We start from the raw sequence: 17,127 nt of genomic DNA, 5'->3' as shown, positions 1-17,127 counted from the left end.
ACTTCTCTTGTAACCGATGACGACCGGGTCATTGGAGCAACCGGACTGAATCTGAAAGACTCTTCACTGATTTACTTTAAGGCAAAAGCGGTTATTTTGGCAAGCGGAGGAGCTGGACAACTATACCCTGTAACATCCAATACCTTCCAGAAAAACGGAGACGGCTATGCAATGGCATACCGTGCCGGAGCCGACCTAGTAGACATGGAACAGATACAGTTCCACCCAACAGGAATGGTGGCACCCGAATCCAAAAAAGGAGTGCTCGTAACCGAAGCCGTAAGGGCAGAAGGTGGAAAACTCATAAACAGTGAAGGCGAAAGATTCATGAGCAAATACGCCCCTGAAAAAATGGAACTGGCCACTCGTGACGTTGTTGCACGCTCAATCTATCAGGAAATCGTTGAAGGCAGGGGAACCGAAAACGGTGGAGTATACCTTGACATTTCACACCTGGATGATGACTACATAGAAGAAAAGCTCGAAACAATGGTTTTGCAATTTGAAAACGTCGGTGTAGACATCAAGCACGGCCCTATTGAAGTGGCACCGACAGCTCACCACTTTATGGGCGGACTTAAAATCAATACCGATGGCTCAACTTCCCTTAAAAATCTGTTCGGAGCCGGAGAAGTTTGCGGTGGAGTTCATGGAGCTAACCGTTTGGGAGGAAATGCTCTGGCTGATACACAGGTATTCGGTAAAATTTCAGGTGAAAGCGCCTCAAAAGCCGCTAAAAATACCGAACTGAAAAGCAATGATGAGGCAGTTGAAGCCGAAGCATCAAGAATTGAAAGTCTAATTAAAAAAGGCTCCATCAAACCGCAGGAATTTAAAAACAACATCAAAACATTAATGTGGGAAAAGGTAGCTATCGTTCGTGAAGAAAAAACCCTAAATGAAGCGCTAAAAGAACTTCTGGAAATGCAAAAAGATTTGGATAAATTGGATGTCAAAAATCAAAAGCAATACAATACAGAACTTGTTACCGCTCTTGAAGTAATAAACATGGTTGAAATCTGTATCTTAACTGTAAAATCAGCAATATTAAGAAGAGAAAGTCGTGGAGCACACTTCAGAAGTGATTTTGCCGAAACAAAAGACGAATGGAAAAAGAGTATAGTAATAAATCAAAAAGAAATAAAATTTGAAGCTAGATAGCTTCTTTTAATTCTTTTATTGCCTGTTTTGCCTTGGCATAGATTTCATCCTCATCCAAAACAGTCAATTTTTTATTTTCCATTAATATTTTACCATTGCAAATTGTAGTATCAACATTAGAACCGTTTGCAGAGTAGACCACATTGGAAGATGGAGATGAACTGTCAGGAGTCATGTTTGCGGCATTGGTATCTATTAAAATAATGTCTGCTTTTTTGCCGACCTCAATTGATCCTATTTCTGAATCGAGGCCTAAAGCCTCAGCACCTTTTATTGTTGCCATTTCAATGGCTTCATCTGAGTTGAGCACTTTAGGATCAAGTGTGGAAACCTTCTGAAGCAGGCTTGCTGTTTTTAACTCTTCAATCAAATCGAGATTATTGTTTGAAGAAGCGCCATCAGTACCTATAGCAACGCAAATGTCATTTTCAATCAATTTGGATATAGGAGCAACGCCTGAAGCCAGTTTCATGTTACTGCATGGATTGTGTGAAACCTTAACGCCATGTTTCTTAATTATTTCAATTTCCTCATCACTTAGCCATACACAGTGTGCAGCGAGAACATCGGGACCTAAAAAGCCGATTTTTTCCAAATATTCAAATGGCCTTAATCCTTTTTCCTCCAAACTGTCATTGATTTCCTTTTGGGTTTCAGAAACGTGGATATGAATTCCGATGTTATGTTCATCGGCCAGTTGGCGAACCTTAACGAGCAACTCTTCAGATGCGGTATATGGTGAATGCGGACCGAAAAATACCTTGATTCTTCCGTCGGCCATGCCATTGCATGCATTATACAAGGCCAAATTCTCTTCTATTTCAGCCTTTCTTTTATCTTCATCACCAAAATCAATCATTCCATATGATAAAACAGCCCTGATACCACTGTCCTCTACTGCACGAGCGACATCTTCCATGTAAAAGTACATATCTGAAAATGTGGTGGTTCCGGACTTTATAAGCTCAACTGCACCTAATAGAGCACCAATATAACAGTAATCACCGTTGAGATTTGCCTCCATTGGCCAGATATGATCATTAAGCCAGCTGTCCAAACTTAAATCGTCTGCCAGACCTCTAAATAATGTCATTGATAAATGAGTATGAGTGTTAACAAATCCTGGAAGTAAAATTTTTCCTTCCGCATCTATGACCTTGTCGATGCCTGTCTCATCAATTTCATCAGAAATTTCAGCAATTAAATCGTCCTTAATCAGCAAGGATTGCTTTTTGTTTTCAAAATCCTTCGGGTTTAAAATCAATGCGTTTTTAATCAAAATAGTATTATTCATATTAACACCTAAAAAATAAAAAAAAGAATAGCTAAAAACTATTTATAAGTTTTTGATAGCTAATTTAATATCATCTGCTTTAACAGTTTTACGTTTTGCAATTTTAGCAACACCGTTTGCTTCACGAGCTACGTTACGAGCAACTTCTTCTAAGTATGCTGCTAATTCTTCTTTTGCATCTTCGCTAACTCTTTCAGCACCTGATTCTTTGATGATTCTTGCAATAGGAGCTTTTGGTATTTCAGACATAGTTTTCACCTCACAAATTTGATTAAAAACTTATTATTAAATTCATTAATAATAAGCTTAATAACAATATAAGATATCTTAATATTTAAATATTTTGCTAAAATCAGCTATGATTCTAAAATCAGTTATGAAAAATCACAAATTTTAAAAAATAAATCTATTAATTATTACTATTAATAATTAAAGATATTAATAACAAAATTCATATTAATAAAGAGATAAAAAAAATCGAGAGATATAATGAAAATAAAAATTGCAATTCCTTCCAAGGGAAGAATAAGTGAACCTTCCATAAACATCCTAGAAAAGGCTGGTTTAGGATTAATCGATAAAAACAATCGTAAACTCATTTCCAAAACATTTAATGAGAATATTGAAGTCATGTTTGCAAGAGCATCAGACATTCCAGAATTCGTCAATGATGGTGTGGCAGATATGGGAATAACAGGTGTTGATTTAATCGAAGAAAACGAAGCCGACGTTAGCGAACTGCTTGACTTGAGATTCGGTCAGACAAAACTGGTATTGGCCGCTCCCGAACAATCACAGATCAACTCCATAGACGACATTACAGAAGATATGAAAGTGGCCACCGAATTTCCTGTTTTGACTCAAAAATACCTGAATGAAAAGGGTCTTGACTTAAAAATTGTTAAGTTGAGTGGATCTACCGAAGCCGCTCCTTTCATAGGTATCGCTGATTTAATTACAGATTTAACAAGTACCGGTACCACATTAAAGATGAATCATCTAGAAATCATCGACACAATCCTTGAAAGTACCATAAAGCTCATAGCAAATCATGAAAGCCTATCAAATAAAAGGGAATTGATTGAGGCCGTCAGTACAAGTATAAAAGGTGTGCTTGATGCAGACAGGAAAAAACTGATTATGATGAATGTCGATGCCTCAGATTTGGATAAAGTCAAGGAAGTCATGCCTTCAATGGGCGGTCTGACAATATCTGAAGTTCTCTCAGACCATGATACCGTTGCAGTTCAGGGAGTTATCGATGAAAAACAGGTATTTAGCTTAGTAAATGATTTAAGAAATGCCGGCGCTCGTGACATACTGGTTGTGCCGATTGAAAGAATCATATGAAAATCGGAATATTCTACACTACAATACATGAATCCACAAAAAAATCATGTGAAACATTGGCAAGTAAGACCAATGCAGATATTCGGCTAATCCCTATCGAAAATGCCAAATCAGAATGCATTCTGAAATATAACTTCATAATACTTGCAGGATCAGCAATAAACGGTAAGGTTCAAAACAAACTGAAACTGTACATTTCACAAAATCTAAAAAACCTAAAGGAAAAGCCATTGGGTCTTGTTTTAAACTGTGAAGATGATGTAGACCGGTTTAACAAGACATTTACAGAAGAAATAGTAAATTCCTCAAAAATCAAATCGAATTTCGGTTATGAATTGAATCCGGATGAGGGAAATTACATTGAAAAAAGAAAAATAAATAAACTAATTAGTCAATATAAAAAAAATAACAGAGAACTTCCAAGTTTAAATCATGACGAGATTAACAAATTTGCTGACTACATTAACACTATGATTGAAAAAAGGATTGATTAGATGTTTAGGTTAAAAAACATAATTTCCATAAAAGACTTTGAAAGAGAGGATATTGAATATATTCTTGATGAAGCATCTAAATTAGAAGATATTGCCAAATCTAAGGAAATTTCAGACGAACTGAAGGGAAAATTATTAGGTTTAATGTTTTTCGAACCGTCTACAAGAACAAGACTGTCATTTGAAACCGCCATGAAACGTTTAGGCGGAGGATGTATAGGTTTTGACAGCAGCGGATCCAGTTCAGTTTCCAAAGGCGAAAGCATTGCAGATACCGCCAAAATGTTTGAGGGATACAGCGATGCATTGGTAATCAGACATGAGCTTGAAGGAGTATCAAAATTCATTTCCGATATCGTTGACGTTCCGGTAATCAATGCAGGTGACGGAGCCGGACAGCATCCAACACAAACATTGCTCGATTTATATACAATCAAAAATGAAATTGGATCAATTGACAACTTGAAAATAGCATTAATAGGTGATTTGAAATTCGGACGTACTGTACATTCCCTATCAAATGCACTGGGTCTGTTCAATAACATCAAAATTTATCTCGTATCACCGCCTGAGTTGAGAATGCCTCAGGAGATTCTTCTTGATTTGAACAAAACTAATGTGGAATATGTTGAAGTGAACAGCATTGAAGAAATATTAGACGATGTTGATGTTTTATATGTAACCAGAATTCAAAAAGAACGTTTTGTAGATATCGATGACTATATAAAAATCAAGGGTGCCTATATCATCAATAAAAATATGCTGGAAGGAAAAGAATTGATTGTAATGCATCCACTGCCAAGAATCGATGAAATATCCACAGATGTTGACGATACAAAATTCAACAAATATTTCACCCAAGCAGCAAATGCAGTGCCTGTAAGGATGGCGATCCTAAAAACCTTAATTAAAAACAACCCTAAATAGTATATATGGCTGTTTCAAGTAAAGTTTCATCACATTGAAGTTTAATTATGTTGGTCCTACCTTTTCCACGTCCGCGTGATACGGTATTGGTGGAAATGATACCGAGCAATTCAAGTTCGTTGATGAAATCAAATATTCTTCTGTATGTGACTGCATCCTTTTTGGAAATGTCTGTGTAAGCTTCGTAAAGTTTACCTGATGTGATTTCCTCTTTCTGCTTTGTTAAATTTAAAATGGCTTCCAAAAGCCTTTGCTGTTGAAGCGGCAATGTTGAGAGGATTTCACTAACCTTATTGTGTTCAATTCTATCCTTGGCTCTTTTTACATGGTCGCTTGTGACCTTTTTGGAAGCTTCATCAAAGGCGAGTTCACCTGCATTCTTAAGCAGGTCCAATGCATATCTTGCATCGCCTTCCTCTTTTGCAGCCATTGCTGAACACAATGGAATCACATCACTATCAAGAACTCCCTCGTTAAAGGACAGTTCGGCCCTTTCGGAGAGTATATCAGACAACTGATCAGCACCATAAGGAGGGAATACAATTTCCTTATCATTCAAACTGCTGGTTACTCTTGATTTAATTAAATTTTTAAAGTCCAAATAATTACTGATTGATAAAACGGCAACATTGTCTGTTCTTGTTAATGTGTATAATATTCCATCCCCATCTTTATCAAGCAAAATATCGATTTCATCCAAAATAACGATTAGATGCAACTTTTTACCGAAGGCGTTGGTTCTAAACAGACTTCTGAAAGCATTGACAACTTCCGCCTTGGTCCATCCACGGCTAGGAACATCACGTCCAAGTCTATTACAAAGCTCAGCCAATACCTGATATTCTGTAGTGTAATCTGTACATCTGATATATTCTATTTTGACAAAAATGCTTTCATTGCATGCCACTTCAATAAGCTGTTCACGTGCAAATTTGGAAGCTGCAGTCTTTCCTGTTCCTGTCTTACCATACAATGTCACGTTTGAAGGAGTGACATTATCCAGGACATCCACCCAATTTTTTGCAATTTCTTTTATCTGTTCATCCCTGTGAACCAACTTTTCAGGCAAAAATCTGTGATCCAGTGGTTTTTTATCCTTAAATATCAAATTCTTTCGTCGCTTTGTAAATAGCTCTTCATCTTCAAAAATATTTGCCATATTATCACCTTAAAAATTATATGATTAAATCAAAATTGTATTGAGTATAATTTCCAGTGTTAATAATATAATATACCTGATAAATAAAGTTTTTTATTACCATAATGAAGAAATTGTATTAACTTTAAAAATTTTGAAAAATTTAAATAATTTAAAAACGTTTAAATTAAAAAATAATCGATAAAAATAATATAAAATTAATTTATCAACTTTAAAATAACTCTAAATTAAAATATTATCGATTATATAAATGATTTACTTAAATATGAAAAAGTATTATTTCAAATATAAGATATCAATTTCAAGTGTAAATATATGGTGAAAATACAAATCGAAATACCCTAAATCGCCGAACGGTATATGATTTTGAAAATATTATCATGATTCATCACAAAGACAGGGAGGTACATTTCAAGTGTAATCTATTTTACCCGAAAGCCAAAAATCAAGGGGTTGATTTCAAGTGTAAAAAAAATGGAAAAATGCTTTTTTAATTAAACAAAAGACATCTTATTAAATTAAATCAAAAAATAACCGATATAATTAAAGATAAATTTCAAGTGTTACAGTTGAAACATACCCCTTCAGTCCTAATATATCAACGAAATGCTTACACTTGAAATACATCCCTCCCTCTCTAAATGAACATGTCGTTTTCATTTGAGGGAGTGACATTAATTTGAAGAGTACCGAATTTCTCGTCAATCAACCATATGCAATGTAATTTTGATTTGAATACACGTTTAAGAGTTCTAATCAATTCATTTTTGGTTAAACCATCTTCAAAAATTTGATCTGTGATGACAAACTGCTGCAAAATATCCTGTGCAACCTGAAGCTCAAAGTCAACCAAAAAGTTATTCAATCCAAAGTTCAAATCCATAAGAAATTCCTTTCTGGTTTTGCCATCGGCCTGTTTCATCAAATCCAGATGCTGAGGAGCAACCTGGGTAGCGCAGGCAACAATAATGCAGTCTTTGCCTTCAGGCTTAACAACGTCCATTATATTATCCTTTGGAAATTCAACAATAAAGTGAAAATCAGCATTTTCGTCATATTTTACTTCTCGCATCAAATCCTCATCAGATAACCATTGTTTTACATTTTCTTCAATGTTCATAATATCATCTTTTTTAAAAAAATTTATAATAAATTATTTATTTTTTAATTATATAAATTAAACTATGATTGAATATAATAATTTAATAAATGCCAAAATAGGCAGTATTGTTTCATTTGAGTTATTTATTGTTATTATATTTGCACTTTTGATTTCACTTGGAATTGATCTCATCTTCGGTGAACTTCCGACACGAATACATCCTGTAGTAGTTATCGGAAATATCATCGATTTTTTTAAAAGACAATTCATTGGGATTAAAAACAGACTGTCAGGACTGTTTGTTGTTGTTTGTGTTTATTTAACAGTCTATATCATTTTATATATTATTTATATTATTTCATCTCTTAATTTTGTTTTATTAGTTATTGTATTTACAATACTTTTGTCATCAACATTTTCTGTCAACATGCTTCTTCAGACAGCCACTGATGTAAAGAGTGCACTTGATGAAAACATCGAAAAGGCCAGACAGCTTGTATCTTATCTTGTAAGCCGTGACACTGATGAGCTTAGCGAATCTTTCATCGTTTCAGCTGCAATAGAAAGCTTGACAGAAAACATAACAGATTCATATGTTGCACCTGTGTTTTATTACATGATTTTTGCAGCAGTAATGTTAATACATCCCATTAACGACTGCATATTCTATCTGCTTTTGATTCCAATGTTTTACAGAATTTCAAACACTATGGATGCGATGCTTGGATATACCACAGATGAGCTGAAGGACATCGGCTTTCTTCCGGCAAAAATAGATGATGTTTTGAACTACATTCCCTCAAGAATTGCAGGGATTTTTGTTGTTATTTCTGCATATCTGCTTAGACTGGACGGAAAGAATGCATTTAAAATAATGTTGAGGGATGCAAGAAAATGTCCGTCTCCAAATTCTGGATACACAATGGCAACAACAGCAGGGGCATTGAACATACAACTGGTTAAAAAGGGGACATATATTTTAGGTGATGACAACAAAAGTATCACCAGAGATGACATTACAGAAGCTGTTAAGCTGTCCAGATTAACAATGATCTTATTTACAGCAGCAGTTATTTTATTGTTTACATTAATTTATGTGATATTATGAGACTGGCAATAATTTCGGTATCAAATAAGGGTCAAGAATTGGCAATCGACTTAAAGGAAAAATTGGATTTGGACTCAACAATAATACGATGTGACTTATATCATAAAAATGTCAAAAAGTATTTTCCATTGTTATTCAGTGAATATGATGGTATAATAGCAATTATGGCATCAGGCATTTTGATAAGATCCATTGCCGGTTTGATCAAATCGAAGGTCACAGACCCTGCCGTTTTAAACATTGATGACAATGGGAGATTTGTTATTTCAACATTATCCGGTCATTTGGGCGGAGCGAATGAACTTACAAACAAGATTGCCGCTTTGATTGACGCAACATCTGTCATTACAACATCCACTGATGTAAACAGGAAGCTGGGAATAGATGTTCTGGCACGTGATTTGTATTTGGCGATTGATAATCCTAAAGAGATTCTATACTTCAATAAGGCAATTCTTGAAGGCCGTGAGATTTCACTTACCGTCAATCCTAACAAGAATTTCGAGTATTTGTTTGATTATTTGAATAATGTTACACTTGAAATCAATGTTTCAATTTACTATTCTTCAAAAATGAATATTGATGAAATACTGGTTTCTCTTGATGAGCATGAAATGATTTTGAAAGAGAAAAAAATAGTTGTAGGAATCGGATGCAGACGAGATAAGGAATGCAGATACATTTATGATGGTGTTAAAAAGTCATTGAAAGACTTGAATATTCTGATTTCTAGAGTAAACATGTTTGCATCTGCTGAAATAAAAAAAGATGAAAAAGGCATTTTAGAATTGTCCAATAAGTTGAATATACCTGTTAGTTTTGTTGAAATTGACAAATTGAAGTTATTCGAGTCAAATGACATTTCAAAATCAGAGTTCGTAAAATCAAAATTTGGAATTTATGGTGTGTGTGAACCTTCAGCGCTGATAATGGCAGGTTTTGATTCAAGGTTGATTTATAAAAAAACTTCTTATGATGGTGTTACAATAGCTATAGCTATTTCAAATTAATAAAAAATAGTAAAATACTAAATTAGATAGCTTCTAATTTAGATAGAACTTCCCAAATTAAAGTTCTTGCGTGCACTGGAATATTAGGATCATTACTGATTTCATCCAATTTTCCTAAAACAGTACTGATTCTTACAGACTGATCCTGTTCATCATCTTTTAATAAGTCACTAGACTGGCTAGCTGCTTCTCTAATATTACGAGGAACAGTATTGTTATCTGAAATATAGTTAAGAATTTCACATACTTCGTCAATTGCTTCATTACTCATTATACTCCCTCCAAAATATAATAATTAAAATAAGTAAAAATAACTATTAGATAAATATTTGTTCTTAAATAATTTAAATACTTTTTGGTAAAGAAAAAAAATTTTCGGTAGAAAAATTTATATTAAATTAAACAAAATTATTATACATGTCAGATATAAGCAAAACTACAATAAACTTACCAAAAGATTTAAAAAAAGAACTAAAGAAAATTGCTATTGATGAAGAAACTTCATTATCCGGATTAATCATAAAGATGATTGAAGAAGGAATGAAAAGTAGAAACAAAGCAGATGTTATTTCAGATGAAGATTAATCATCATCTTCAACTGAATTTAACATTAAAGTTATAAATTGTGTTTTTGCAGTCTCTTCAACGAACACTGCAAGGGACATTGCTTCTTTTAAACCGTCAGCGACGCAAATCACACCATGATTTTTTAAAACCAGTACATCCTCATCGCCGAGACCTTCACTAGCGCTTTTTGCAAGCTCATCGCTTCCAGGCTTTTCATAATCTATTGAAGATAGGTAAGGTTTTTTTATTGCACCAAAACCTTCAAGTCTTTTGAGTCTTTTATCGGAAAAGGAAAATCCTGTTGCATATGGTGAATGAGTATGAACGATTGCCTTTACATCAGGCCTCTTTTTGTAGATTTCCAAATGCATATTGACTTCGGATGAAGGTTTTCCCTTTGTTAAAACTTCTCCATCCATATTAACTAAAACAATGTCTTTTTGACTTAAATTTGATAAGGACTTTAAAGTAGGAGTAATGCCAACCACTTCTCCAAATTTTGCACTTATGTTTCCGGCCTTACCCGAAACCAGACCCTTGTTGTAGATTTCATTTGAAACGGATATAATTTCAGCGATATTTTTTTTCATTAAATAACCTCTTTATAAGAATTTGTAATGTTTATACTTTCCCTTGTGAAGAATAGGGACTTCAGCAGGGGTTGGATTAATGTTATATATTTTCTGGAACTCAGTTTGAGTCTGGAATGTTCCGGAATTGATTAGATGAATTCCCTTGTATTTTCTGTAGCTGTTAATGTGGATATGTCCTGTATGGAAGACATCCGGAACTTCATCAATGACAAGATAGTCTTCAAGTTCTGAAGCCAGTGGAGTTCTTTCACCATATATTGGTGCCAAATGTCTTTTTTGTAGCAATTCTTCCATTATAACATCACTCTTTTCATATTCAAAATCTTTTACAGCCATTACCAGGTCGTCAAAACTGCGTCCGTGATAGATTAAAACGTTTATTCCATCCAGGGAAACCACACCAGGATTTGATATGAATTCTACATTGTCAAGTTCGTACAACGCCTTTGCGTATTCTTCAGGAACTGCAGGCTGAGGTTCCGCCACTCTTGATGCATCGTGGTTTCCTGGGGCGATGATGATTTTGATGTCACTTCTTATGTTTCCCAAAAATCTGGCGGCTTCGTTGTACTGTTCGGTAATGTCCTTGATTGCAAGTTCCTTATCCTGATTTGGATATACGCCGATACCGTCCACTATATCTCCACCAATGATAAGGTACTTAACGTCTTCAGCAACTCTTCTTTGATCTTCATCCCCATATTCACAGTTGATCCAATCGATAAATCTTTGGAATGCGTCTTCTAGAAATGTCAGGCTTCCAATGTGAACGTCAGACAAAAATACTATACCGAAGTCCATCTTTTTTTCGGGAATTCTTAAAACGCCAGGCTTTATAATCTGTTGGCCAAAGGCAAAATGAGGGTCATCGCTTTTGTTTGCTATAACACCAACAACCTCATCTCTTACAAGCTTTTCAGCCTCATTAAATAATTCATCATTCTTGTTTGAGAATAGAACAGTCATTGAACCGGTATCATCTTCAAATTCAATAAGCTTATGTCCATTTTTACTGGACCTGATTTCCTTGACCATTAAAATCATGCTTAAGCTATCCTGCGATTCGTCAATGTCTGCAATTTTAGTGTAATTCTTAAGATCAGGTCTTTTAGACAGGATATTGGCCAATTTTTCGTATCTGCTTTTAAAATAGGCTATCAGGTTTTCAAGCTCTCCGCTTGTGTATGATTTTTTGCTTGTATCCTGAATAATTTCAAAATCATATTCGACATTGGTTTTTTGCTCATTTCTTTTGAACTTTATTTTTGTATCCCTGATAGTTTCGGAAGCCTCTTTGATTGCTTCATTGACATAGGCTTCAGGCTTGTCACTATCCTTTTTGAGGTTTTCAATTGAAGTGGGCTTTTTAGTCGGTTCAACTTTTGAAGTATTCTGACTTTTCTTTTTTTCATTTTCACTTATCTGTGGTGTTTTATCAACTTTCTTTTTAGTTTCAGGTTCTTTATCCTTTATTAAAGTGTCCTGATTATCGCTTTGAGGGGCTGTTTTATTGCCCAAGATTTCATCGATAGTTTCACCACTAACCGAAACAAGGTCCTTTGAGGTAAACTTATCACTTTTTAATTTAACTATTAAGGTAGATGCAAAATTTAAAGGGTTTTCTGCATTAACAACTTTATCGTAAGCTTCTGGTGATAGGTTTATTCCTTTTTTTGCAAATTTTAATAGAATTTTATTAGTTGACATATTGATAAAAAATTTATTTTTTGACATTAATATACTTTGAGAATTTTTAGAATCAATATTGATTTTGAGTTATATTTATTTATAACTAATCATAAAATTAAACATATTATATAATGATAAATTAAAAGGATTTCATGATTGTGATAAAATGGCGAATAAGATACTTAAAATTGTTTTGATTATAGTATTATTTGTTGTATTTTTCGAATTGGGTCTTTTTAGCTCATATACTATTGTTACAGCTGAAGCTCCGAATATTCAGGGACTGATAGATATGCAGATTACAAAAATCCAGGATTTCTTTAGTCCCGAAAAAGTAAACGAGGCTTTGATTAAGGATCCTACTCCAGTCAACATTACAAACAAAAAAGACGTGGGTCTTAAAATGGAGACGCTATCGCAGGTTGATGGAGTAAATGTCGATTCAATGAATATAACAACTTTAGAGGATACAGACAACAAGAATTTCACAGTAAATATTGAAGCTTTAGGTTATGCTTCTCCAAATTCAACTTCAGGACAAATCGTTATCAGTCAGGATCCGTCCTATAAGGTAATAGCAACAGCGCAAGCGAGCTACAAGGAAAACGGATTGATGGTTGATGAGAATTCAATTGCAATAACCTCAATTTTAAAATTGTACTAGTGATATTATGATTAATGTTATAGGAATTGGTCAAAATAGAGAAAACATGACTTTGGGAGCCCTCAAAGCTATTGAAGAATCCGATGTTGTTATTGGTTATAAAAAATACATTGACCAAATCGAAGATTTGATTGAAGGCAAGGAAGTCGTTAAAAAGGGAATGGGCGATGAGATAGCCAGAGCTGAATTTGCTATCAAAAAAAGTCAGGAAGGTCAGACCGTTTCATTGATTAGTTCCGGAGACCCTGGAGTCTTTGGAATGGCAAATGTCCTATATCAGATAGTCAGCAAATATGACGATGTTGAAATTAAGGTTTATCCTGGGGTATCCGCTTTAAATTATGCATCAAGCCATTTGGGTGCTCCATTGCATGATTTTGCAGCAATAAGCTTGAGCAATATTTTAACTCCATTGTCAGAAATAGAAAAGAAGTTAAGATATGCCCTTGAAGCCAATTTAATAATTGCAATATACAATCCTATAAGCAAAACACGTAAGGAACCATTCAGAAGGTTCAAGCAATGTGTTTTGGACATTAAGGGTGAAGATGCATTAATAGGCATTATTGATAGTACTTATGAGCCTCCAAGAACTACAATCGTTAAGGTTAAGGATTTAACAGAAGACATTGTCAACATGTCATGCACTTTGATAGTGGGAAATGACATTACCTACGTTCAGGATGATAAGCTAATAACACCAAGAGGGTATGTTATAAGGTCAAAGATACATCCGTTATCACAAAATCATTATGAAAAACTTTTAAATGGCGAAGTTGCCCATGGACCAAACAGGGAATGTGAATTCTACCCTTGTCACTGGGATGGCCAGTACTGTGATTTCTGTTACTGTCCGTTTTATCCATGTGGAGATTCTTCAACAGGAGGAGAATGGATTAAGGGCAAAGGCGTATGGAACTGTGCAAACTGCAACTGGCTGCATGAAAAGCAGACCGTTGAATACATAAGAGAACCTTTGGAAAATATCCTTGAAGAGGTTGAAGATTTGAAAGCCAAGAAAAAAACTTTATTGAAGCTTAGAAAAGCATGTTTATTAAAAACTGATCCAAATGATCTTTAGGGGAATTTGAATTGTCAATCAAAAATCTTTTAATAGAAATGAAAAATATGTCGGAGTTAATGGTTGATTTGGCCTATTCTGCAATTCTGTTTAACAGTAAGGCAGCGGCCGAAGAAGTTTTGGCTTTGGAAAATGAAGTTAACTCCATGAACTATGAAATCAAAAAAGAGTCGTTGGTGGCTGCAAGATCATATGAGGATGCAGAAAAGTTAACTGCATTGCTTGAGATTGCAGAAGCTGCTGAAAGTATAGCTAATGCAGCTAAGGATTTAGCTGATTTGGTTATAACTGGGTTTAAACCACACCCTGTATTCAAGATGGTTATGGAAGAATCTGATAAGAGTATTGTTAGAGTAGTCATAGATGAAAAATCAGATTTAGCGAATAATACATTAGGCGATTTACTGTTGGTAAATCGTACAGGTATGCGAGTAATTGCAATCAGAAGAGGTTCATCCTGGATTTATGGACCGGACAAGTATACAACATTGCTTGCAAATGATACATTAATTTTAAAAGGAACAGATGCCGGAGCAGATTTGCTTGAAAAGTTGGCTGCAGCAACCTGTTCTTTAGAGGATATTCCAGAAGAATTAGAAGACGAAGACTAGGAAGTGTAAAAAATGATAATGGGTAGTGATATTTGTGACAGGCAAACAGAAGAAGATTCGCAGTTCACTATCTGTATTTTCAACATTTCCTGATTTTGTCGGCGAACACAAATCAACAATAAAGGAAAGTCTCATAGCTCTGTTGATTTGTGCAATTGGTGATTTATGCGCCGGTGTTATCTTAGGTAAGATGACCTTTTTCTTAGAGGCCTTTCCGGGACTGTTGGTAATTATCCCTGGAGCGATAGGCATGAGAGGAAATATTTTTGGTTCCTTTGCTTCAAGGCTATCAACCAATTTGCACATTGGTATAATATCTCCAAAATTTGAATTTTCAGAACAGTTAAACCATAATATCTTCGCATCTTTTGTTTTAACTTTGGTTTTATCATTGTTTTTGGCAATAATAGCAAAAATACTCTGTATATTATTACATCAGCCATCCATGGATTTGATTGATTTTATACTGATTAGCGTAATTGCCGGAATTATTTCAAACTTGATTATGCTTCCTATTACAATGATCGTTTCATTCAAAAGTTTTAAACATGGATGGGACCCGGACAATATTACCAGTCCGATTATAGCTGCATTCGGAGACCTGTTTACTCTTCCAGCTATTATTGCATCAGTATTCATCCTGCATGAAATGAGCTTTAGTATTATTTTTAAGGATATTATACTTATCGTAATTTTAATTGCAGTTGCTGTAAGCTTCATTTATTGCTACAGATTGTCATATGAGACAAATACAATTTTAAGGCAATCTACACCGATATTGCTTTTATGCTCATTTTTAGGCGGGGCAGCCGGAGGAATTCTAAACTCTGCAGTTGAAACATTGCTTACCAATCCGAGCCTATTGACATTACTGCCACTATTTTCAGGTGAAAGCGGTAGTCTTATAAGTATTTTGGGAGCCAGATTATCATCAGGACTTCACTCCGGTTTGGTAGAACCGTTCAAAAAGCCAGAAGGCGAAGCAATACACAACTTTATAATCAGCTTTATTTTAGCTCTTATAGTTTTCCCGCTAATAGGTCTTTTAGCCGAAGGCTCATCTTATGCCTTGGGACTTGTCGGTGTTGGATTTGACAAGATAGTTGAAATATCAACACTGTCCGGAGTCATTTTGGTTACAGTGATGGTATTCATCGTTTATTATGTTTCAGTAACTTCATATAACAACAATTTAGATCCGGACAATATTGTAATTCCAATTTCAACCAGCATTACCGATTCAATATCAAGCCTGATATTGATTTCAGTATCCCTGCTTTTATTGGGTGTTTTAATCTAGTACCATGCCCTCAAAATAAATTTGCATTCGTTGGTTTTAAAGTAGTCGTAATCCAGTAAGCTTTTGTCAAAATCTTTGGGAACACAAACGAGCAGAGCCTTTGGATGGGCCTTATCGAGATGAACAAAAACCACTGCACTGCTGTCATCATAGAAATCAATCTCATCATTTAGATGAATAGAATCGCTGGTTGCGGTTTGCCAGTCTTTTTGCTTGACGACTCTTGTAGTGTCTATGATGTAGGACAAATCGTATTTTTCGGTATTGTCGATTAATATGTAGTAATCGGACTTTTTCAGATTTACCGGAAATACTTTGAAGTAACTGCAGCTGTATTTGTTCTGGTCATGATTCTTATTGCATTTTCCGGGAATTTCGAAATCGTTAAGTGCATAGCTTTTGTAGAAGTCGCATTTAACCATTCTTGTAATGGAAAATATCGTGTCTCCGGTTTCATCCTCACCGATTTTTACATTTGAAATGCTGCTCTTTTGGGGCTGCAGTTCCATTGACGTGTGGATTTTCGAATTGAAAAGTTTCTCATATACCAATTTTTTGTAGTCATTTCCAAGGGCAATCAGTTTGGCATAACTGACGCTGTTTGCAACACACTGGCCGCCGTCATTAACGATTGCAAGGCCAGGGGTGCCCTTGCCGTATTCGTTCCAATTATCAGGCACTCCGGGATTGTTGATTAGATTGTCAATCACTTCAGATGTAAATTTTTCCATATTGTTTGTTTCGGTTTTTTTAACAATCTTTTCGGTGGTGTTTTCAACTGAATTTAAAATTGCGCCAAAGATTACAAGGATTACTATTAGGATTATTCCAATTTCAATAACTTTCATTTCCATCCAACCCATATTTTTTTCTGTGGGACGAATCCAAAATCAGGCTGTTCCAGTCATTTGGATCTATTTTCTCGCCGTTGTAGTGGTCTGCAAATACTACATGATCAGAACACGACAGGGATTCATTTCCAAGTGGAGTGTGAGTTTGTATAAATACTTCCATACC

Annotated in this window: 19 protein-coding genes and 1 pseudogene; 11 read left to right on the top strand and 9 right to left on the bottom strand. The window is 34.9% G+C overall.

Annotated elements, in window-relative coordinates:
* Positions 1-1,161, top strand: a 1,161-nt coding sequence (locus ACJMLO_RS09790; protein WP_405296317.1) for an FAD-binding protein, incomplete at its 5' end; no start/stop codon positions are given.
* On the opposite strand, the gene ACJMLO_RS09785 is transcribed toward ACJMLO_RS09790, so the two are convergent.
* Complete coding sequence (locus ACJMLO_RS09785; protein ID WP_405296314.1) at positions 1,154-2,455, bottom strand: amidohydrolase family protein; 1,302 nt, start codon at positions 2,453-2,455, stop codon at positions 1,154-1,156. The genes ACJMLO_RS09790 and ACJMLO_RS09785 overlap by 8 nt on opposite strands.
* 42 nt (positions 2,456-2,497) lie before the next feature.
* Complete coding sequence (locus ACJMLO_RS09780; protein ID WP_405296313.1) at positions 2,498-2,704, bottom strand: histone family protein; 207 nt, start codon at positions 2,702-2,704, stop codon at positions 2,498-2,500.
* 240 nt (positions 2,705-2,944) lie between these two features.
* Between ACJMLO_RS09780 and hisG the strand changes: the two genes are divergently transcribed.
* Genes hisG through pyrB form a run of 3 tightly spaced genes read left to right on the top strand, consistent with a single transcriptional unit; the run spans position 2,945 to position 5,226 of the window.
* Positions 2,945-3,805, top strand: a complete 861-nt coding sequence (gene hisG / locus ACJMLO_RS09775; protein WP_405296310.1) for an ATP phosphoribosyltransferase — start codon at positions 2,945-2,947, stop codon at positions 3,803-3,805.
* Positions 3,802-4,299, top strand: a complete 498-nt coding sequence (locus ACJMLO_RS09770) for a flavodoxin domain-containing protein (protein WP_405296308.1) — start codon at positions 3,802-3,804, stop codon at positions 4,297-4,299. The genes hisG and ACJMLO_RS09770 overlap by 4 nt, the downstream gene beginning before the upstream one ends.
* Positions 4,300-5,226 carry an aspartate carbamoyltransferase gene (pyrB, locus tag ACJMLO_RS09765; protein ID WP_405296305.1) on the top strand — a complete coding sequence of 309 codons (927 nt, stop codon included), beginning with the start codon at positions 4,300-4,302 and terminating at the stop codon, positions 5,224-5,226.
* Here the strand turns inward: pyrB and ACJMLO_RS09760 are convergent.
* Together ACJMLO_RS09760 and ACJMLO_RS09755 are read right to left on the bottom strand one after the other, a co-directional pair.
* A complete protein-coding gene (locus tag ACJMLO_RS09760; protein WP_405296302.1) occupies positions 5,219-6,385 on the bottom strand; it encodes an orc1/cdc6 family replication initiation protein in 1,167 nt (388 codons plus the stop codon). The two genes, pyrB and ACJMLO_RS09760, sit on opposite strands and share 8 nt — an antisense overlap.
* Before the next feature lie 637 nt (positions 6,386-7,022).
* Positions 7,023-7,505: a DUF2299 domain-containing protein gene (locus ACJMLO_RS09755; protein WP_405296299.1), complete on the bottom strand. Its 483-nt coding sequence runs from the start codon at positions 7,503-7,505 to the stop codon at positions 7,023-7,025.
* 64 nt (positions 7,506-7,569) lie between these two features.
* Here ACJMLO_RS09755 and ACJMLO_RS09750 point away from each other — a divergent pair, with 64 nt between their 5' ends.
* Together ACJMLO_RS09750 and ACJMLO_RS09745 are read left to right on the top strand one after the other, a co-directional pair.
* The gene (locus tag ACJMLO_RS09750; RefSeq protein ID WP_405296297.1) at positions 7,570-8,595 is read left to right on the top strand and encodes a cobalamin biosynthesis protein; all 1,026 of its coding nucleotides are present in this window, start codon (positions 7,570-7,572) and stop codon (positions 8,593-8,595) included.
* Positions 8,592-9,605 (top strand): cobalt-precorrin 5A hydrolase, encoded by a 1,014-nt coding sequence (locus ACJMLO_RS09745; RefSeq protein WP_405296294.1) that lies wholly within the window; start codon positions 8,592-8,594, stop codon positions 9,603-9,605. The genes ACJMLO_RS09750 and ACJMLO_RS09745 overlap by 4 nt, the downstream gene beginning before the upstream one ends.
* Before the next feature lie 22 nt (positions 9,606-9,627).
* On the opposite strand, the gene ACJMLO_RS09740 is transcribed toward ACJMLO_RS09745, so the two are convergent.
* Complete coding sequence (locus tag ACJMLO_RS09740; RefSeq protein ID WP_405296293.1) at positions 9,628-9,876, bottom strand: UPF0147 family protein; 249 nt, start codon at positions 9,874-9,876, stop codon at positions 9,628-9,630.
* 146 nt (positions 9,877-10,022) lie between these two features.
* On the opposite strand from ACJMLO_RS09740, the gene ACJMLO_RS09735 reads away from it, so the two are divergent.
* Complete coding sequence (locus tag ACJMLO_RS09735) at positions 10,023-10,190, top strand: ribbon-helix-helix domain-containing protein (protein WP_405296291.1); 168 nt, start codon at positions 10,023-10,025, stop codon at positions 10,188-10,190.
* Here the strand turns inward: ACJMLO_RS09735 and ACJMLO_RS09730 are convergent.
* Together ACJMLO_RS09730 and ACJMLO_RS09725 are read right to left on the bottom strand one after the other, a co-directional pair.
* A complete protein-coding gene (locus ACJMLO_RS09730) occupies positions 10,187-10,762 on the bottom strand; it encodes a class II aldolase/adducin family protein (RefSeq protein ID WP_405296289.1) in 576 nt (191 codons plus the stop codon). The genes ACJMLO_RS09735 and ACJMLO_RS09730 overlap by 4 nt on opposite strands.
* Positions 10,763-10,774: 12 nt before the next feature.
* Positions 10,775-12,472 carry a DNA-directed DNA polymerase II small subunit gene (locus tag ACJMLO_RS09725; RefSeq protein WP_405296287.1) on the bottom strand — a complete coding sequence of 566 codons (1,698 nt, stop codon included), beginning with the start codon at positions 12,470-12,472 and terminating at the stop codon, positions 10,775-10,777.
* 148 nt (positions 12,473-12,620) lie between these two features.
* On the opposite strand from ACJMLO_RS09725, the gene ACJMLO_RS09720 reads away from it, so the two are divergent.
* From ACJMLO_RS09720 to ACJMLO_RS09705, 4 genes are read left to right on the top strand one after another with little or no spacing between them, the layout of a single operon-like run.
* The gene (locus ACJMLO_RS09720; protein ID WP_405296285.1) at positions 12,621-13,118 is read left to right on the top strand and encodes a hypothetical protein; all 498 of its coding nucleotides are present in this window, start codon (positions 12,621-12,623) and stop codon (positions 13,116-13,118) included.
* 7 nt (positions 13,119-13,125) lie between these two features.
* Complete coding sequence (cobJ, locus tag ACJMLO_RS09715; protein WP_405296283.1) at positions 13,126-14,199, top strand: precorrin-3B C(17)-methyltransferase; 1,074 nt, start codon at positions 13,126-13,128, stop codon at positions 14,197-14,199.
* 11 nt (positions 14,200-14,210) lie between these two features.
* A complete protein-coding gene (locus ACJMLO_RS09710) occupies positions 14,211-14,810 on the top strand; it encodes a potassium channel family protein (RefSeq protein ID WP_405296281.1) in 600 nt (199 codons plus the stop codon).
* 34 nt (positions 14,811-14,844) lie between these two features.
* Positions 14,845-16,110, top strand: a complete 1,266-nt coding sequence (locus tag ACJMLO_RS09705; RefSeq protein ID WP_405296279.1) for a magnesium transporter — start codon at positions 14,845-14,847, stop codon at positions 16,108-16,110.
* On the opposite strand, the gene ACJMLO_RS09700 is transcribed toward ACJMLO_RS09705, so the two are convergent.
* Together ACJMLO_RS09700 and ACJMLO_RS09695 are read right to left on the bottom strand one after the other, a co-directional pair.
* Positions 16,107-16,958 carry a hypothetical protein gene (locus ACJMLO_RS09700; RefSeq protein ID WP_405296277.1) on the bottom strand — a complete coding sequence of 284 codons (852 nt, stop codon included), beginning with the start codon at positions 16,956-16,958 and terminating at the stop codon, positions 16,107-16,109. The genes ACJMLO_RS09705 and ACJMLO_RS09700 overlap by 4 nt on opposite strands.
* Positions 16,945-17,127: pseudogene (locus ACJMLO_RS09695) on the bottom strand (hypothetical protein); the annotation flags it as partial. The pseudogene ACJMLO_RS09695 and the gene ACJMLO_RS09700, both read right to left, overlap by 14 nt.

The organism is Methanobrevibacter sp. (assembly GCF_045120835.1).
Classification (GTDB): Archaea; Methanobacteriota; Methanobacteria; order Methanobacteriales; family Methanobacteriaceae; genus Methanocatella.
Note: the sequence above shows the minus strand (reverse complement) of the source record. Positions and strands in the feature narration are given on the sequence as shown.